Below are 17,928 nucleotides of genomic sequence, written 5' to 3'. Positions count from 1 at the left end.
TGAGCTGCCAGGCGACAGGAGAGCCACGACGGAGTCATGGTGGGGCGACGACCACTGCCGCCGATCGCCGCGCAGGCCCCGGGCAACAGGACAGCGGGGAGCAAGAACAGGCTCTCCGGCGGCGGTCCGGGTGGAGTCAATACGGCTGGACGTCGAGCAGTACGCATCCGAGCTACGAACCCACCGCGCAGGGACACCCGCGGCGTGGCCGCTCGGGCGTCGCTCGTCAGCGCAGGGACGTCGCCGGACGTCGAGAGAACAACGAGTACCGCCAGTAGAGCCGCCTGCGGATGACGACGTCGGGCAGCAGCAGTTCGGCCTCCCGGCGGATCTCCGCGAGGGTCATCCGAGGCTCGCTGACCGGCGCCGTGTCCACGACGGACGTCGCACGGCCGCGTAGCCGAGAGGAGAGGCGGACCGCGACGTTCGCCGCGAGGTTCGTCGGAGCGGCGATCAGGTCCGGGAGAAGGTCGGGCAGCGTGACCTTTCGGTAACAGCCGAGCACCGCCAGGACTCCGCCGGGCGTCAGGGCCCGAGACAGCCGAGTGATCGTCTCGGCGAAGGGCATGTGGTGGATGCTGGCGAGCGCGGCGATGTAGTCATAGCGGCCCTCGCCCAGGTCGTGCTCGGCGAGGTCGGCGTGCACGTACCGGACGTGCGGCAGGTCGGCAGACCGCGATCGGGCGGTCTCGATCACCTCGGCGGAGCGGTCCAGGGCGTCGACGGCACTCGCCCGCAGCGCCAGTCGCCGGGCGAAGACCCCGGTTCCGCAGCCCACGTCCAGCGCCCGAGCACAGTCCGGCGGAACCCGGCGCAGCAACGACCCGTGATAGAAGTCGTTGTGGTTGAAGCCGGGCCGTCCCACGCCGTCAGTCACGTGACTCGCGCCTCCTACCGGACGGATCGCTCACCGGTGTTCACCCGCCGGAATCCCCGATCGGCATCGGTGACGGGACGCAGCCGCCGTCGCGCCGTCTCCGGGTAGGACGACACCAACATCGTCGAATGCTATCGATCGCCGCGGGCCCTGCCGTGGCCCGGAGGGCGGTCCGCCAGTCCGGCCGTCGACGAGGCGGGTCGGCCCGGTCCGGGGCGCGCCGACGAGATCGGCACGACCGAAGGCGAGGGCGTCGCGACCGGAGACCGGTCTCAGGTCGAGACCGGCGAGCCGAGGTCGAGGGCGGTCCGGTCGATCACCGTCCTCGGTCCGGCCCGATGGATGGCGAGCAGTCACGACGGACTCTTAGACTGGACGACGATGCACCCTCCTCGCCACCGACTCCCGATCCTCCTGCTGATCCTCGCACCCGTGCTCGGCCTCGTGGTGCTGGTCGGCGACAGCCCCGTGCCGCCGAGACCCGGCCCGCCGCCCGGCGCCCCCGACGTGGTGGTGGCCATGGGCGACAGCACGATGTCGGGAGAGGGCGCGGGCGACTACGAGGTGGGCACCCACGGCGAGGACGGGAACTGGTGCCACCGCTCCCCCGCCGCTCTGATCAACCTCGTCGACGACGACGCCATCGACGAGCGGATCAACCTGAGCTGCTCGAGCGCTCGCTCCGAGCACCTGCGGATCGACGGCGACGGACAGCACGGCGCCGAGTCGCAGACGGCGCTGCTGGCCGAGCTGGCGGCGGAGAACCGCGTCCGGGCCGTGGTCATCGGGCTGGGCGCCAACGACGATCCCCGGTTCTCCGACGTGCTCAGCGCCTGTTTCCAGGCCTGGTTCCTCCGTAACGGACCGGGCTGCACCCACGGCGAATTCGAAGACGAGTGGCTGGACCGAGTCGACCGGATGGTCCCGAAGGTGAGCAACGTGCTGGAGGACGTCCGCACCGTGATGCGGGCCAACGGCTACCCGGACAACGCCTACGAACTCGTCGTGCAGTCCTACGCCTCGCCGGTGGGTCCGGACATCCAACGCGATCTCGGCAGCCTGGCGGGCTGCCCGTTCCGCGTCGAGGACGCCCAGTGGATGCGGGAGGTCGGCGTGCAGACCCTCTCCGACGGGCTGCGTCGCGCGGCCGACAGCGTGGACGCCCGATTCCTCGACTATGCGGAGGCGGGTGTCGGCCGCGAGGCGTGTTCCGCCGAGAAGCAGACCGAGGAGTGGTTCACCCGGCTCGTGGTCGACTGGTCCGCGCTGGAGGACGAGGACCGCGCCCCGCACGCCGTGCAGGAGTCGTTCCATCCCAATGCCGCCGGGCATCGCGCCTTCGCCCAGTGTCTGTCGGAGTTCCTCACCACGGACGCCTCGTCGGCCCGCTGCCTGCCCGATCAGCAGGGCGGTCTGCGGGCCGTCCCGGAGACGGGACAGACCAGTCAGGCCACCGGCTAGCGCCGGCCTCCGCCACGAACAGGCCGGGCCCGCAGCGCCGGTCTGTGCCCCTGCCCTTCTGTTGCGCGGGGGCCTGCGCGGCGATCTGCGGCGCCGTCGTCGGTCACCATGGCATCCGTGACGGCTTCCGCAGGCCCCCGGGCAGCTCGTCCACGCCGATCCCCGCTCACGACTCCAAGGGGATCAAAGACAGGCTCTCAGACGGCGGGCGAGCGGTTCTCGAACGGGGTGGAGAGGACGACCGTGGTGCGGGTGGCGACCTTGGCGGCCTCGCGAATCTGCCGCAGCAGGTCCTCCAGGCCTGCGGGCGAGGCGACCCGCACCCGCAGGATGTAGGACTCCTCCCCCGCCACCGAGTAGCAGGACTCGATCTGCGGGAGGTGCCGCAGCCGTTGCGGGTAGTCGTCGGGAGCGGCCGGATCGGTCGGCGTGAGCGAGATGAAGGCCGTCAGGCCGAGGCCGATCTGGTCGCCGTCCAGCCGCGCCGCGTAACCCTGCACGACGCCGCGCTGTTCCAGCCGCTTGACGCGCTGGTGCACGGCCGACACGCTCAGTCCCACCCGCTCGGCGAGGTCGGTGAAGCTGCAACGGCCGTCGGCGGCCAGCTCACGCAGGATCGCACGGTCAGTGGGTTCCAGGCCTGCGGTCATGCCGGTAGCACCGCGAGCTCGTGCGGCCTGGTGTTCACCGCCCGGACGCCGTCGGCGGTGACCACGACGATGTCCTCGATCCGCGCTCCCCAGCGGCCGGGCAGGTACAGGCCCGGTTCCACGCTGAAGGCCATGCCCTCCTGAAGCGGCAGATCGTTGCCGCCGACGATGTAGGGCTCCTCGTGCACGTCCAGACCGATGCCGTGTCCGGTGCGGTGGATGAAGAACTCGCCGAGTCCGGCCTCCTCGATGGTCCCGCGCGCCGCCGCGTCGATCTCGGCGGCCGTCACGCCCGGCCGGACCGCGTCCACGGCGGCCTGCTGGGCCCGCCGCAGCACCTCGTAGGCGTCGTGGACGTCGGAGTGCGCGGGTTCGCCGAGGACGTAGGTCCGGGTGCAGTCGGAGTTGTAGCCCGACTCGACGGGTCCGCCGATGTCGATCACCACCACGTCGCCCGCCTCGACGACGCGGTCGGAGACACGGTGATGCGGGCTCGCCCCGTTCGGGCCGGACCCGACGATCACGAAGTCCGGTCGGGTGTGTCCCTCGGCGACGATCGCGGCGGCGATGTCGGCACCGATCTCGGCCTCGGTGCGACCCACCCGCAGCCACTCGCCCATCCTGGCGTGCACCCGGTCGATGGCGGCGCCCGCTGCCGCCAGCCCCTCGATCTCCTCGGCGGTCTTGCGCATCCGCAGCTCGCGCAGCACCGGGCCGGTGAGGCTCTGTTCGATGCTCGGGTCCGCAGCGCGCAGACCGAGCACGTGCAGCGCCTCCAGCATGTCGCCGACGGCGACCCGACGGGGCGTCGATCCTCCTCGGGACAGCAGGTCGACGACCAGCCGGTAGGGGTCCTCGCCGTCCACCCAGGTGGCGATCTCCAGCCCGATCTCGGCGGCGGGCACCTCGGTGAATCCGGGGGCCTCCAGCTTGGGCAGCACCAGCACCGGGGCGCCGCCGATGGACGCGGCAGGCACCACGAGCGTGGTGAGCCGTTCTCGGGAGCCGCCCTCGACGCCGAGCAGGTACCGGAGGTCGGAGCCCGGAGCGACGACCAGCGCGTCGACACCCGCTTCCGTGCACGCCTCGCGGGCCCGATCGAGTCGGGAACGCAGCACCTGGGCGGGGGGCAGGGAGGAGGAAGTCGACGCCATGGGCGACAGCGTAGCGAGCCGCCCGCGTCGGGCAAGGCGCGTGCCTGCCCCGATACGCCGCCCCGCCGGTCGGGCGAGCGCCCGAGGGACCTCGGCAGCCGGGGATCGAGGCGCGATCGTCAGCCATGGCCGGCAGGCTGGGGCGGTGAACGCTCCCCTGGTGCTGCTCGACTCCGCGAGCCTGTGGTTCCGCTCCTTCCATGCCCTGCCCGAGTCGTTGACCGCCCCGGACGGCACGCCGGTCAACGCCGTGCGCGGCTTCGTCGACACCGTGTCGCGCATCGTGTCGGATCGACGACCCGGCAGACTCGTCTGCTGTCTGGACGCCGACTGGCGGCCGGAGTTCCGAGTGCGAGCGCTGCCCTCGTACAAGGCCCACCGGGTCGCCGAGGAGGCGCCGCACGAGGGCACCGAGCCCGGCGCGGCCGAGTCGGTGCCGGACACGCTGACGCCGCAGGTGCCGATCATCCTGGACGTGCTGGCAGCGGCGGGGCTGGCGACCGCCGAGGCAGCGGGCTTCGAGGCGGACGACGTGATCGGCACCCTCGCCGCCCGCGAGGACCGCGATCCGGTGGAGATCGTGACCGGCGATCGCGACCTGTTCCAGACCGTGCGCACCGAACCGACGTCGGTGGTCGTCCTCTACGTCGGGCGAGGCTGGCTGAAGCGGGACCGGATCGGCCCGGCGGAACTGGCGGCGAAGTACGGGATTCCCGAAGAGGGCGCCGGTTCCGCCTACGCGGAGATGGCGATGCTGCGCGGCGATCCGTCCGACGGGCTGCCCGGCGTGCCCGGCATCGGCGAGAAGACCGCGGCGAGACTGATCACCGGCTTCGGCTCGCTTGCCGCGCTGCGGAAGGCGGCCGAGGAGGGCTCGGCGGGGATTCCCGCTCGAGCACGGGCAGCGCTGCTCGGCTCGGCCGACTACCTGGACGTCGCCCCGACCGTGGTGCGAGTGGCGCTCGACGCGCCGATCAGCGGGAGCGACTCCGACCTCGTCCCGACCCGGCCCGCCGACCCGGCCCGGCTCGCCGAGCTGGGCGAACGCTGGGGACTCGGCGGTTCACTCGGTCGACTGACTCACGCTCTGGGGGCAGCAGACCGATAGGGGCGAAGGCACCGACGGATCGATCGAGGAGGCCCCATGGCGCCGGCCGCAGGGGCCGAGCCACTCGACGAGCGGCATCGGGCCCCCGCAGGCACCGGAGCCCTGCGGACGGCGGCTCCGGCGGCCGCAACGCGCCGGTTCACCTGCGCCAGGGGATGAGCGAGCCGCCGGGTCCGGCCGGGTGAAGACACCGTCGCAGAAGGGCCTCGCCCGGCCGTCAGAAGAAGGTGCCGCAGTACGGGGGCGTCGGGGTGCGGAACAGTCGGTCGGCCCGGCCCAGTGCCGCCTGGCCGGGTTCGCCGGACCAGGTGATCAAGCCGTTCTCGGCGAGCGTCGACGGCGCGACGTCGCCCAGATAGAGGGCGCCGAGCGCGGCCACGCCCATCACGAGATCTGCGGTGGCCTCGGTACGGCGGGCGCCGTCGGCGCCGACCCGGTATCGGCCGGTGTTCGCGGGCAGCAGGTCGTCGACCAGCTCGATCACCACGGGCTCCGCGTCGCCGTACGACCGGGCCGCCAAGGCGGCGGACACGTCGAGCAGGCGCAGCCAGGTCGAGTCGGTCACGCCGTCGACGCCCACGGCCCGGCGATCGACGAGTGACCACTCCAGCGGGTCGTCCAGCGGCTGCGAGCCTGCCTTGATCACGGCGGTCAGGTCGAGGCCGATCAGGAAGCGCCAGAGTTCCCGGATCGCCGTCGGCGTCGCGCCGTGCAGGTCCTCGACGCGCAGTTCGGCGCGAAAGCCGCCCGACTTCACGGCCCGGTAGGTGACGAAGCCGTCGGCGACGCCGTCGGCGTTGGTGTGCACCGCCGTGCGGGCGAGACCGTCGAGCTTGGTCTCCCGCACCCGCCAGATGCCCCACAGCCCGGCCGGGCGAGTCATCATGCCCGGTCGGCGCAGACCGATCTGCTCGTAGAGCGCGGGCAGCAGGGTCTCGGCCTCGGCGGCGTCGATCAGCCGGGTCCGGCCGACTCGCGGAAGATCGGGCCGGATCTCGGCCGTCGACGGGTTCACCGTGATCGATCGCACCCGCTCGGCGACGCCGTAGCCGAACCGCCCGTAGATGGTCGCCTCGCTGGCACGCAGGGTGGCGATGACATCGCCCTGCTCCACGAGGCTGCTCAACTGGCGACGTTGCAGGGCCGTGAGGATGCCGCGTCTGGTGTGATCGGCACGCACGCCGATCCTGCTGACGGCGCCCATCCTCGGCACCGCGCCGCCGGGCACGGCCAGGGCGGAGGGATAGGACATCGCGGTGCCGACCAGTTCGTCGCCGTCGAAGGCGCCCAGCGCTCGTCCCGGCACATAGCTGGGCCGCAGGTTGTCGAGTTGTTCGGCGGCGGTGGGGGGAAGGTGGAGCGTCCCCAGGAAGAGGGCGTCCGCTGCGGCGATGTCGGCGTCGTCGAGTGTTCTGATCTGGTAGTCGGGCACGTCGACGATGATGCCTGGTGGGCGCGCGGAAATGCGAATGCCTTTCACTGCGCGCCCGACCAGGTCAGGAGGGCTGGCCCACCTGGTACTCGCCGTCGTCGGTCTGGACGGAGATGGTGATGCGGGACGCCTCGCCGTCGACCGTCGCGGTGCACTCGAAGGAGGTGCCCGCCTCCAGCGGCTGGCCCGCCGGGCAGCTCACCCCGGTGACCTCACCTGCGCCGTAGTCGTCCTCGACGATCCGGGTGACCGCCTCGGCGACCGCGTTCTCGTCGAACACCCTGGTGTTGAAGAAGCCCGGCCAGACGAAGCCGAGGACGGCCAGTGCACCGAGGAGCACCACGACGATGCCGGTGATCACCCAGGGCAGTGCGGTCTTCTGCGGCTGCGGCGGCGGACCCTGCGGGTAGCCGTACCCGCCGGGCTGGCCGTAACCCTGCTGCGGGTAGCCGCCCTGCTGCGGGTAGCCCTGCTGCGGGTAACCGCCGGTCTGAGGATAGCCGCCGTACTCCTGACCAGCAGGCGGCTGGCCGTACCCCTGGCCCGCAGGCGGCTGCCCGTAGCCCTGCTGCGGGTAGCCGCCGTAGGCGCCCTGCTCCGGCGTCCCGCCCGTGGGAGTGCCGGGGTTGTAGCCCCCGTAAGGCTGCTGTCCCCACTGCTGCTGCGGGTCGTTCCCCCCGGACGGTCCGTACGGGCTGGTCATGGTTCGCCTCCGGGTCGACGCTGGAATGCGCGTGGCTGTTCGAGGGATCTGGTGCGGAGTCTCGTAGAGCGAAGTCTTCGTCACCGATCCGCGCGATCAAACCATAGTCTCTGTCGCTGACCACACCGAACAGTCGATGCCGTAGTAGTGCTGTGACCGGGAGTCGTTCTCACGACGTGCTCATCGCGACGACTCCCCGACGCAGGGCGACGACCGCCTTGGCTGCGGCGGCACCCACCGGATCCCGGGTGCCGACCACGTCACGAAGCTGGTCGAGCAGGTCCACGACCTGACGACACCAGCGCACGAAGTCGCCAGCCGACAGATCATGGCCCGTGCTCTCCGCCGCCGTCAGCACCTTCTCCAGCGACTCGCCGCGCGCCCACCGGTACACGGGCCAGGCGAAGCCCGCGTCCGGTTCGCGGGTGCGGTCCAGCCGGTGCCGCCGCTCGTCGTCCTCCAGATCGGCCCAGATGCGGATGGTCTCCGCCAGTGCGTCGGTGACCGGTCCCTCCGGCAGGGCCGCGACCGGGCCGGTGTCGCGACGCGACTCGAAGACCAGCGCGGAGACCACCGAGGCCAGCTCGGCCGGTCCGAGGCCTCGCCATACGCCGTGGCGCAGACATTCGGCCGCCAGCAGGTCGGACTCGCTGTAGATGCGGGCCAGCCGCCTGCCGTGTTCGCTGATCGTCTCCTGATCGACGACCACGACCGTGCCCTTGCCGCCGGGTGCCGCGCCGACGGCGGACACGGGGCCGACGGCGGACACGGCGTCCCTCGAAACCTCGGCAGGCTCGGCCTCGGCCTGCTCCGCCTCCGCAGCGGAACCGGCGGTCTCCTCGGCCACACCGGTCTCCGCAGTATCGCCGTCGGTTCCCGTCGCTCCCGCGCTCGCGGCGTCGTCCGCGTTCACGGCAGCGGTGGCGCCCTCGGCGTCCGGACCGCCGGGGACGGCGGGTGCAGGAGCCAGATAACCCCTCGCCCGCAGCAGCGCCCTGATCCGGTCGAAGGTGCGCACCAGCGAGTGGGTGGTGCCCGCCACCTTCCGGCGGAGCTGGTCGTTCTCACCCGCGAGACGATGGTGTCGCTCGGCCCATCTCGCGTGGTCCTCTCGCGAGTCACAGCCATGGCAGGGGTGGGCGCGCAGTGCACGACGCAGGGTGTTCAGCTCACCGTCCTCGTGCGGGGCACCCGGCCGGCTCCTGCCCCGGGCTGGCACCGCGATCCCGGTGTCGCGCAGCGCCGAGGCCAGGTCCCGCCTCGACCGGGGCGAGCGCACCTCGACGTGCTTGGGCAGCCGCATCCGGCCCAGCGCCTCCACCGGCGTCGGGAAGTCGACCACCGACAGCCTGCCCGCCCATCGATCCTCGGTGACCACCAGCGGGCGCGGCTCGTTGAGCGGGTCCAGGCCGGGATCGACGACCACGGCCAGCCCGGACCGCCTGCCAGCGGGCACGGCGATGACGTCGCCCTTGCGCAACCGCTCCAGCGAGGCCGCAGCATCGGCGCGCCTGCCTGCGGTGTTCTGCTTGGCCAGGACCTTCTCCCTGGCGGAGACGCGACGTCGCAGCTCCATGTACTCCTCGAAGTCGCCGAGGTGACAGCTCGCGGACTCCCGATAGCCCGCCAAGGCCTCCTCGTTGCGTTCGATCCGGCGAGACAGGCCGACCACCGAGCGGTCGGCCTGGAACTGGGCGAAGGACTGCTCCAACAGGTCGCGCGCCGCCGGGACGCCGACCCGGTGCACCAGGTTCACGGCCATGTTGTAGCCGGGCCGGAAGGAGGAGCGCAGCGGATAGGTCCTGGTCGAGGCCAGCCCGGCGACCTGCCGCGGATCGACGCCGGGCTGCCACATGACCACCGCGTGACCCTCGACGTCGATGCCGCGCCTGCCCGCCCTGCCGGTGAGCTGGGTGTACTCCCCCGGCGTCAGGTCGACGTGTGCCTCGCCGTTGTACTTGACCAGCTTCTCCAGCACCACGGTCCGCGCGGGCATGTTGATGCCCAGTGCCAGCGTCTCCGTGGCGAAGACGGCCCGGACCAGCCCGCGCACGAACAGCTCCTCCACCGTCTCCTTGAAGGCGGGCAGCATTCCCGCGTGGTGGGCGGCGACCCCGCGCTCCAACGCCTCTCGCCATTCCCAGTAACCCAGGACACCGAGGTCGCCGTCCGGCAGGTCGACGGTCTTGAGGTCGATGACGCGACGAATCTCCTCGGCCTCGGCCTCGGTGGTCAGCCGCAGCCCGCCGCGAACGCACTGGGTGACGGCGGCGTCGCAGCCCGCTCGACTGAAGATGAAGACGATCGCGGGCAGCAGCCCGGCGGCGCCGAGTCGCTCGATGACGTCGGTGCGCGCGGGCGGCCGGAACCGGGCGGGATGCGAAGCGCCGTTCCGTCGGTCACGCGGCCCCCGGTCCCGACGCGGCCCCCGCCAGGCAGGCTCGCTGCGCTCGGTGTTCTGCACCTGACGCAACAGGTTCGGGTTGAGCTTCAGCTCGCCTGCGGACTCCCCGCCGAACAGGTCCATCGTGCGGCTGCCGACCATCATGTGCTGCCAGAGCGGCACCGGTCGATGCTCGTCGACCACCACGGAGGTGTCGCCTCGGACGGCCACCAGCCATTCGCCGAACTCCTCGGCGTTGCTGACCGTCGCCGACAGCGACACCAGGCGGACACTCTCCGGCAGATGGAGGATGACCTCCTCCCACACCGCGCCCCGGAATCGATCCGCGAGGTAGTGGACCTCGTCCATCACGACGTAGCCGAGCCCGTCGAGGCTGGACGAGCCCGCGTAGAGCATGTTCCGCAGGACCTCGGTGGTCATCACGACCACGGGGGCGTGGCCGTTGACTGCCGCGTCGCCCGTGAGCAGCCCGACGTTCTCGGCGCCGTGTCGGGCACACAAGTCCGCGTACTTCTGATTGGAGAGCGCCTTGATGGGCGTCGTGTAGAAGCACTTCCTTCCCTCGGCGAGTGCGAGATGGACGGCGAACTCGCCGACGACGGTCTTGCCCGCGCCGGTCGGCGCGCAGACCAGGACGGCGTGTCCCACCTCCAGCGCCCGGCAGGAGGCGAGTTGAAACGGATCGAGCTCGAAGGCGATCTCGCTGAGGAACTCCGTCAGCCTCGGATGGGCCTGACGTGAGCGGGCAGCGGCGTAACGCTCCGCAGGAGACGTCGCCGAATTGTTCGAAGAGCGTGCGGCCACGGCATCAGGCTTTCACATCGGGCCGACGTGCACCCGAGTCTTCGGCGGTCTGTTCACACCTGTCGGACGACGGCGCCGGGACGAGAGCGGAGCGGGGCGGTCCTCGGGCGGCGGCGCGGCGTCGTTCGGCGCGGACCAGCCGATACACCAGCCCGACGTACCGACGTCAGCCAAGTGGGACCGAAAGGAGGACGGGCGAACGGCCCGGCCGCCCGTGCCGACCGGCGCTGCGGCGCCACGCGAGGTGCTGCGATGCCCGTCGATGCCCCGACGGTCCGGCGGGAGCCGGGCGGGCGGCGAGGCCCTCGCGCAGGCGAGCTCGGCAGGCGGACCGCGGCAGGGAGGGACTTCGGCCGGAATCGGCCGGAGCGGAGCAGGCCGCCCCCGGACGGAGACCGCAGGCGTCACTAGGAAGGCGGAACCTCTCGCCATCAGTCGTTCAGCGTCGTTAACGTGGTGAGGCGAGATCATCACCGGCCGTGGTGATCCTCGCTCTCACGGACAGCAGAGGGGTGTGCACTGGTGAGCGTCTACCACTGGCAGCCTGCGAGCAGGCAGCGCCATGTGCTGCCCGGACCACGCGGCACGTACAAAACCGGAGACAAGGCGACCGCCCTGTGCGAGGAGTTGGTCGAAGTGGCCGACACGGCGACCATGGCGCGATTCTGGGCGAGCTGCGAGAAGTGCTGGGAGGCAGCCAAGCAGGTCGACATGTCGGCGACCAGACCGCGCTGAGGAGGGCCGTGAAGCGGCATTGTGAGACGAGGCCCGGAGCATCATCCCGGTGCCTGCTCCGGCCGGACGGCGAGCAGCCGACCGGCCGGGACTGACGGCGGAAACGACGGGCAGGAGACAGGCAGCGCCCAGACCCGGGCGGACGGGACCTACTGCGCGGGCGGCGTCTGCGTCGTCGAGGGCTGCGGCTGGGCAGCCTGCTGCGGTTCGGCGGCGGGCTGGGCGACCGGCTGCGCGACGGGCTGCGGAGCGGCGACCGGCTCGGCGACGGGCTGCGCCTGCGGCTGCGCGACGGGCTGCTGCACGACCGGCTGCGCGACCGGCGGCTGGGGAGCGGCCAACGGCTGCGGCGCGGCCGCCTGGGCCGGATCTGCCTGCGGCGCGGCCTCGGCGGCCGCCTCGTCCTTGCCGTCGTTGCGCATGCCCTTGGTCTCCGCCTTGAGGATGCGGGCCGACTGGCCGAGCGAACGAGCCATCTGCGGCAGCTTCGTGGCGCCGAACAGCAGCACGAGCACGCCCGCGATGATCAGGATCTCAGCGGTTCCCAGGTTGAACATTGATGATGCTCCCGTTCTCGTCCGTGTGCCCGTGCCGAGGCCTTGACATGGGCCGACGCCGCTCCTTCACCGCCACCTCCACGGCAGCGAGCCGTGCTCGGAGCAGGCCGCCCCGGTCCTCGACGGTACGCCGCAGTCGCGACTGCGCACGACGCACCGTCCGCACGGACCTTAGTAGTCGAAGCACGACGACGACCAGGAGGAGGAGACCGAGGGCGATCATCAGCCCGCTGAGCAGATACGACACGGCCTTACCGTAGTCCGTCGGCGATGAGATCGGCGGCGAGCTTCTCACCGAGCAGCAGCGCCTCCGACGCCTGGCTGCGGACCGCCTCGGCGAGGCTGCGGGGCTCCAGCACCCGCACGCCGCTGCCCAGTCCGAGCACCAGGCGCAGCATCCACGAGCTGTCGGAATAGCGCATGGTGACCCGCAGGCTGCCGTCCTCGAGTTCGACGGGCTCCTCCACCGGGTGATACTCGGCGACCCAGCGCGCGTCACGACCGAGGACGAGCACGGCCGCGAGCTGGTCGGGCGCGGCGCGGAACGGTCCGGTGGTCAGATCGACGGGCTCGGCATGCTGCGGCGGGGCGGCGGGCTCGTCGGTCACCTCGGCCTGGTCGACGCGATCCATCCGGAACAGGCGCATCCCCTCGGCCGAACGGCACCAGCCCTCCAGGTACTCGCGGCCGTCCAGCAGGACCAGTCGTGTCGGGTCGACCGTCCGTTCGCTGATCTCGTCGCGCGAGGCCGTGTAGTACCTGATCCGCAGGGCCCGCCGAAGCTCCAGTGCCCGCTGCGCTGCCTCCTGCACGCCAGCTCGGACCGCGCCTCGCCTGCCGAGGCCGACCACGACGCCCGCTGGCTGGGCCCGGCCGACCGCGGCCTCGATCTTGGCGACGGCACGGACGACCGCGTCGACGTCGGCGAGTCCGGGGTCGTCGGTCAGCGCCCGCAACGCCACCAGCAGCGAGGTCGCCTCGGTCGTGGTGAGCCGCAGCGGCCTGCTCATCCCGGCGTCGTAGGAGACCATCACCGACTCGTCGTCGAATGACAGGTCGATCAGGTCGCCGGGGCCGTAGCCGGGCAGCCCGCACATCCACAGCAGCTCGAGGTCCTTGCGCAGCTGTCGAGGCGTGACGTCGAAGTCCGCCGCCGCCTCGGCCAGCGGGATGCCCGGTCTGGCCAGCAGGTACGGCACCAGAGCCAGCAGGCGGGACAGCCGTTCGGACGAGGCGCTCATCGTTCTCCCTCTCCCATCGCGCCGAGCAGCACCTCGCGCACGGACTCCCGCAGCGACTCCGGCTCGACGACCAGGACGTCCGGACCGTAGCCCGCGATCCAGTCGGAGGCGGAGCCGGAGTGGTTGAACTCGATCTCCAGCAGGTCGCCGTCGATCCCGCCGACGACGCGCTCGCCGGTCGTCCTGCCGTGCCTGCGCAGCCCGTTGGCCCGGTCCTTGGCGATCCAGAGCAGTGCGGGCGGCGCGGGCGGCGGCGGCTCGGCGGTGGCCGCGACGATCGACAGCAGGTCGACGCCCTCCGGACGCTGGACCGCGCCGTCGGGACCGGAGGTCGTGACCGGCCCGACGATGCGCGAGAGCCGGAAGCATCGGGTGGCCTGGCGGTCGAGATCGTGTCCGACCAGGTACCAGCGCCCGCGCCAGGACACCACGCCCCAGGGTTCGACGACTCGGCGCATCGGCTCAGGACTGCTGCTGCGCCGGTGATCGAAGGTGACCAACCGCCCTGCCTGCACCGCCGCGTGCAGCACGGCGAACGACGGCTCGCTGATCCGCACCCTGGGCTCCACGGCGGGAGCGGTGCCGTGATCGACGTCCACGCCCGCGGCTCGTAGCTTGACCACGGCCCGGCGAGCGGCGTCGGCGAAGTCGTGCGAGTCCCAGAGCCGGGCGGCCAGTGCCACGGCGGCGGCCTCGTCGGGCTCCAGGTCGATCTCGCCCAGCTCGTAGTCCCGGCGGGCGATGCGGTACCCCTCGGTGCCGTCGAAGCCGGAGTTTCGGCCGGTCTCCAACGGAATGCCCAGGTCCCGCAGCTCGGCCTTGTCCCGTTCGAACATCCGGAAGAACGCGTCGCCGGTGGGCGCGTCCGCGTAACCGGGGACGATCCCCCGAATTCGATCGGCGCCGAGGAACTGACGGGTGGAGAGCAGGCACAACACCAGGTTCACCAGGCGCTCAGCGCGTGCAGTCGACACGATCGGCACCCTAGTCGTTGCGGGTGGCCCGTCGTGACGCGACCGCCTGATTTCCGGCCGAAGGTCCGTGCCTGGGCGATCAGGCCGCAGGCAGGCGGGGTGCGGGCCGGGCGGGGCCGCTCGTGGCGACGAGTCACCCCGCCCGACGCCCGGTCACAGCGACGCGATCAGCCGCTCCACCCGTTCGTCCACGGCACGGAACGGGTCCTTGCACAGCACGGTGCGCTGTGCCTGGTCGTTGAGCTTGAGATGCACCCAGTCGACGGTGAAGTCCCGGTTGGCGGTCTGGGCCGCCGCGATGAAGTCGCCGCGCAGCTTCGCCCTGGTGGTCTGCGGTGGCGTGTCCTTGGCGGCCTCGATCTCGCCGTCGTCGGTGACCCTGGCGACCAGGTCCTTGCGTTGCAGCAGGTCGAAGAGCCCCCGGCCCCGACGGATGTCGTGGTAGGCGAGGTCGATCTGCGCGATGCGCGGGCTGGACAGCTCCAGATCGTGCTTGTTCCGATAGCGATCGATGAGCCGCTGCTTGACGGCCCAGTCGATCTCCCGATCGATGAGGCCGAGGTTCTGCTGCTCGACGGCGTCGAGCGTGCGACCCCACAACTCCACCACGCGGTCGAGCAGCGCATCCGGCTCGCGGTCGCGCAGGTGCTCGACGGCCTTGGCGTAGTAGTCCCGCTGGATGTCCAGCGCGGAGGCCTCCCGGCCGCCCGCAAGCCGAACGTTGCGCCGCCCGGTCAGGTCGTGGCTGATCTCGCGAATGGCCCGGATCGGGTTGTCCAGCGTGAAGTCGCGGAACTGCACGCCCGCCTCGATCATCTCCAGCACGAGGTGCGCGCTGCCGACTTTGAGCATCGTGGTCGCCTCGGACATGTTCGAGTCCCCGACGATCACATGGAGCCTGCGGTAGCGCTCGGCGTCGGCGTGCGGCTCGTCCCGCGTGTTGATGATCGGTCGAGACCGCGTGGTCGCGCTGGAGACGCCCTCCCAGATGTGCTCGGCCCGCTGCGACAGGCAGTAGACCGCGCCCCGAGGGGTCTGCAGGACCTTGCCCGCACCGCAGATGAGCTGGCGGGTGACGAGGAACGGCAGAAGGACGTCGGCGATCCTTGCGAACTCGCCTGCCCGCCCCACCAGGTAGTTCTCGTGACAACCGTAGGAGTTGCCCGCCGAGTCGGTGTTGTTCTTGAACAGGAAGATGTCCCCGCCGATGCCCTCGTCGGCGAGCCGCCGCTCGGCGTCGACCAGCAGATCCTCCAGGACCCGCTCGCCCGCCTTGTCATGGGTCACCAGCTGCGCGATGTCGTCGCACTCCGCCGTGGCGTACTCGGGGTGCGAGCCCACGTCGAGGTAGAGCCGCGAGCCGTTGCGCAGGAACACGTTGGAGGAGCGCCCCCAGGACACCACCCGTCGGAACAGATATCTGGCCACCTCGTCCGGGGAGAGCCGACGCTGCCCGTGAAAGGTGCACGTCACCCCGAACTCGGTCTCGATCCCGAAGATCCGCCGCTGCATGGGTCCACAGTAAGCGCTGCGACGGGATTCCTCCGTGATCCGTTCGGGGAAACGCTAGCGTCTATCCGGTGTGGAAATGGCTGCGCAGCGTTGCAGGTGAGGTCGACCGCCGGGATCGAGAACTCGTCCGGCGGAGTTCACGCCTACCGAAAAGCCCTGTCGACCCCCTGATGAAGGAACTGGGCACGGCCGCCAACCACAGTCTGCTGTGGTTCACGGCCGCCTCGGTGCTCGCATTACGCAAGGGGCCGACACGCCGAGCGGCGTGGCGCGGGCTCGCCGCGATCGCCGGGGCGAGCGCACTGGCCAACGCGGTCGGCAAGCCGCTGTTCCCTCGCAGGCGCCCTGCGGTGGAGCTGGTTCCCGAGTCACGTCGGTATCGGAATCCCCCACGGTCCTCGTCCTTCCCCTCCGGACACGCCGCCTCGGCCGCCGCCTTCGCCACGGCGGTGGCCATGGAGAGCCCCCGGACGGCCAGGGTGGTGGCGCCGTTGGCCGCCGCGGTGGCCTTCTCGCGGGTGCACACCGGAGTGCACTGGCCCAGCGACGTCCTCGGCGGTGCGCTGCTCGGCGCGGCGGTCGCCGGGGCCACCCGACGCTGGTGGCCGGTCCCGGAGGAGGTCTACGACGGCCCCGGCGTGGAGGTGGACCTCCCCCCGCTCAGCGACGGCGCGGGCCTGGTGCTGCTGATCAATCCCGGTTCGGGGCTGGAGGGCGAGGACGCGGGCGAACAGATCGCCCAGGCGTGGCCGGCGGCCACCGTGGTCTACCCGAAAGAGGGCGTCGACCTGATCGACCAGTTCGCCGAGATCGTGGACGGACTCGGCTCGGCCGTGCGGGCGGTCGGGGTCTCCGGCGGTGACGGCACCGTGGCGGCCGTGGCGGCCGTCGCCGCCGTGCGCAAGCTCCCGCTGCTCGTGATCCCCGGCGGCACGCTGAACCACTTCGCCCGCGACATCCGGGTGGACGGGCCGACCGCGGCGACCATGGCAGCCGAGCACGGCACCGGCATCGAGGTCGATCTGGGCAGTGTCGAGATCGACGGCCGGATCGAACGGTGGTTCCTCAACACGGCGAGCCTCGGCGGCTATCCCGACCTGGTCGGATACCGGGAACGCTGGGAGGACCGGTATGGCAAGTGGCCTGCGGCGGCTGCGGCGCTGGTACGGGTGCTGCGCGAGTCCCGGCCGCTCACGGTGCGCATCGACGGCCGGGTCCGACAGGTGTGGCTGCTGTTCGTGGGCAACGGCGTCTACACGCCGCGCGGCTTCGCCCCGATGATCCGCGGCGGGCTGCACCACGGCACGCTGGACGTGCGCTATGTGCGCGCCGACGTCCGATTCTCCCGGCTTCGGTTCGTGCTGGCCGCCGTGACCGGCGCACTGCATCACAGTCGCACCTACGTGCAGCGCGAGTGCGCGGAACTGGTCGTGCAGGTGGCGGGCGACCCCGTCATCGCGGCGACCGACGGCGAGGTGGGCCCGGCGGGACGTCGATTCCGCTTCGCGGCCCACTGCGGCACGCTCCGGGTGTATCGGCCGCGCCTGAGCAGAGTCGAGCCGTGACCACCCTGGATTTCCCCCGAACGGCAGCTCGCCACAGTAGTGTGGCATGTCTCACGCTGGAGCGAGCGACGCAGGGAGGCCGTCATGCCGAAGATCGTCGAGGTCCACCGTTCGAGACAAGACCCCCACACCCCGCCGCGATCGGGCCGGTGACGCCATGCGCGCTGACCTGGACATCGACGGCGGCGTCGTCGTCGGCATCGACGGCTCGGACGCCTCGCTCCACGCCCTGTCCCTGGCGTCCGACGAGGCCCGGCGGCGAGACTGTCCGCTGCACGTCGTGCGCGCGTGGACCCTGCGCACCGCGCCTCGGCCGCCGGACGTCCCGCCGTCGGCGGTCCCCAGCGTCGCCGAGTTCCGCGACTGGATCGTCCTGCGTACTCGGGCGCTCGTCGAGCACACCTTGCCCGATCCCGAGAATCTGGCCAGGGTTCAGCTTCATCTGCCGCGTTCCCAGGCCGTCGGCGCGCTGTTGACGGCCGCGGAGACGGCCGACCTGCTGGTGGTGGGCCACCGGGGTCGCGGCAGCAGGCTGATGCTCGGGTCGGTGGCGGCGATCTGTGTCCGCCGTGCGGGGTGTCCGGTGCTGGTCACCCGGCCGCATCACCGTCGCGCGTCGAGGCGGAACCCCGCAGCAGGCTGAGTCGCGCATCCGCCCGGGTTGTTCGCCGGGCCGGGCCGGCCGCGTCGGAGGTCGGCAGGCGATCGGCGCTCACCGAGTGGTTGACGACGTCTGGACGCGCCGTGGTCG

General features: G+C 71.6%; 16 protein-coding genes. 5 read left to right on the top strand and 11 right to left on the bottom strand.

Features of this window, described 5'->3' with window-relative positions; all coding sequences use genetic code 11:
* Positions 1-226 precede the first annotated feature (226 nt).
* Positions 227-877, bottom strand: coding sequence for a class I SAM-dependent methyltransferase (locus UA75_RS13105; protein ID WP_232251196.1), 651 nt, complete (start codon positions 875-877; stop codon positions 227-229).
* 381 nt (positions 878-1,258) lie between these two features.
* Between UA75_RS13105 and UA75_RS13100 the strand changes: the two genes are divergently transcribed.
* Positions 1,259-2,338, top strand: coding sequence for a GDSL-type esterase/lipase family protein (locus UA75_RS13100; RefSeq protein ID WP_075743757.1), 1,080 nt, complete (start codon positions 1,259-1,261; stop codon positions 2,336-2,338).
* Positions 2,339-2,535: 197 nt separating this feature from the next.
* Here UA75_RS13100 and UA75_RS13095 read toward each other — a convergent pair whose 3' ends face one another.
* Together UA75_RS13095 and UA75_RS13090 are read right to left on the bottom strand one after the other, a co-directional pair.
* The gene (locus UA75_RS13095) at positions 2,536-2,988 is read right to left on the bottom strand and encodes an Lrp/AsnC family transcriptional regulator (protein WP_075740481.1); all 453 of its coding nucleotides are present in this window, start codon (positions 2,986-2,988) and stop codon (positions 2,536-2,538) included.
* Positions 2,985-4,142, bottom strand: a complete 1,158-nt coding sequence (locus UA75_RS13090) for a M24 family metallopeptidase (RefSeq protein ID WP_075740480.1) — start codon at positions 4,140-4,142, stop codon at positions 2,985-2,987. The genes UA75_RS13095 and UA75_RS13090 overlap by 4 nt, the downstream gene beginning before the upstream one ends.
* Before the next feature lie 145 nt (positions 4,143-4,287).
* Between UA75_RS13090 and UA75_RS13085 the strand changes: the two genes are divergently transcribed.
* Positions 4,288-5,250 (top strand): 5'-3' exonuclease, encoded by a 963-nt coding sequence (locus UA75_RS13085; protein ID WP_075740479.1) that lies wholly within the window; start codon positions 4,288-4,290, stop codon positions 5,248-5,250.
* A gap of 217 nt (positions 5,251-5,467) precedes the next feature.
* Here UA75_RS13085 and UA75_RS13080 read toward each other — a convergent pair whose 3' ends face one another.
* From UA75_RS13080 to UA75_RS13070, 3 genes are all read right to left on the bottom strand, one after another.
* On the bottom strand, positions 5,468-6,682 hold the full coding sequence (locus UA75_RS13080) for a GNAT family N-acetyltransferase (RefSeq protein ID WP_075740478.1): 1,215 nt from the start codon (positions 6,680-6,682) through the stop codon (positions 5,468-5,470).
* A 64-nt stretch (positions 6,683-6,746) separates the two neighbouring features.
* Positions 6,747-7,385: a DUF4333 domain-containing protein gene (locus UA75_RS13075; protein WP_075740477.1), complete on the bottom strand. Its 639-nt coding sequence runs from the start codon at positions 7,383-7,385 to the stop codon at positions 6,747-6,749.
* 169 nt (positions 7,386-7,554) lie between these two features.
* The gene (locus tag UA75_RS13070; RefSeq protein ID WP_075740476.1) at positions 7,555-10,593 is read right to left on the bottom strand and encodes a DEAD/DEAH box helicase; all 3,039 of its coding nucleotides are present in this window, start codon (positions 10,591-10,593) and stop codon (positions 7,555-7,557) included.
* A 522-nt stretch (positions 10,594-11,115) separates the two neighbouring features.
* On the opposite strand from UA75_RS13070, the gene UA75_RS13065 reads away from it, so the two are divergent.
* Positions 11,116-11,328 (top strand): zinc finger protein, encoded by a 213-nt coding sequence (locus tag UA75_RS13065; RefSeq protein ID WP_075740475.1) that lies wholly within the window; start codon positions 11,116-11,118, stop codon positions 11,326-11,328.
* Positions 11,329-11,477: 149 nt separating this feature from the next.
* On the opposite strand, the gene tatA is transcribed toward UA75_RS13065, so the two are convergent.
* The 5 genes from tatA to pafA form a co-directional block, all read right to left on the bottom strand.
* Entirely contained in the window at positions 11,478-11,885 is a 408-nt protein-coding gene (gene tatA, locus UA75_RS13060; protein WP_075740474.1) for a Sec-independent protein translocase subunit TatA, read from the bottom strand.
* Positions 11,863-12,132: a bacteriophage holin gene (locus UA75_RS35155; RefSeq protein WP_075740473.1), complete on the bottom strand. Its 270-nt coding sequence runs from the start codon at positions 12,130-12,132 to the stop codon at positions 11,863-11,865. The genes tatA and UA75_RS35155 overlap by 23 nt, the downstream gene beginning before the upstream one ends.
* 4 nt (positions 12,133-12,136) lie before the next feature.
* Positions 12,137-13,126, bottom strand: coding sequence for a helix-turn-helix transcriptional regulator (locus UA75_RS13050; RefSeq protein WP_075740472.1), 990 nt, complete (start codon positions 13,124-13,126; stop codon positions 12,137-12,139).
* Positions 13,123-14,100 (bottom strand): helix-turn-helix transcriptional regulator, encoded by a 978-nt coding sequence (locus UA75_RS13045; RefSeq protein WP_075743756.1) that lies wholly within the window; start codon positions 14,098-14,100, stop codon positions 13,123-13,125. The genes UA75_RS13050 and UA75_RS13045 overlap by 4 nt, the downstream gene beginning before the upstream one ends.
* Positions 14,101-14,253: 153 nt before the next feature.
* A complete protein-coding gene (pafA, locus tag UA75_RS13040) occupies positions 14,254-15,612 on the bottom strand; it encodes a Pup--protein ligase (protein ID WP_075740471.1) in 1,359 nt (452 codons plus the stop codon).
* 170 nt (positions 15,613-15,782) lie between these two features.
* On the opposite strand from pafA, the gene UA75_RS13035 reads away from it, so the two are divergent.
* Positions 15,783-17,177 (top strand): bifunctional phosphatase PAP2/diacylglycerol kinase family protein, encoded by a 1,395-nt coding sequence (locus tag UA75_RS13035; RefSeq protein ID WP_083690685.1) that lies wholly within the window; start codon positions 15,783-15,785, stop codon positions 17,175-17,177.
* A gap of 157 nt (positions 17,178-17,334) precedes the next feature.
* Positions 17,335-17,820, top strand: coding sequence for a universal stress protein (locus tag UA75_RS13030; protein ID WP_075740469.1), 486 nt, complete (start codon positions 17,335-17,337; stop codon positions 17,818-17,820).
* The last annotated feature ends 108 nt before the right edge of the window (positions 17,821-17,928 follow it).

Origin of the sequence: Actinoalloteichus sp. GBA129-24 (genome assembly GCF_001941645.1) — a bacterium.
In the GTDB taxonomy this organism is placed as follows: Bacteria; Actinomycetota; Actinomycetes; order Mycobacteriales; family Pseudonocardiaceae; genus Actinoalloteichus_A; species Actinoalloteichus_A fjordicus.
Note: the sequence above shows the minus strand (reverse complement) of the source record. Positions and strands in the feature narration are given on the sequence as shown.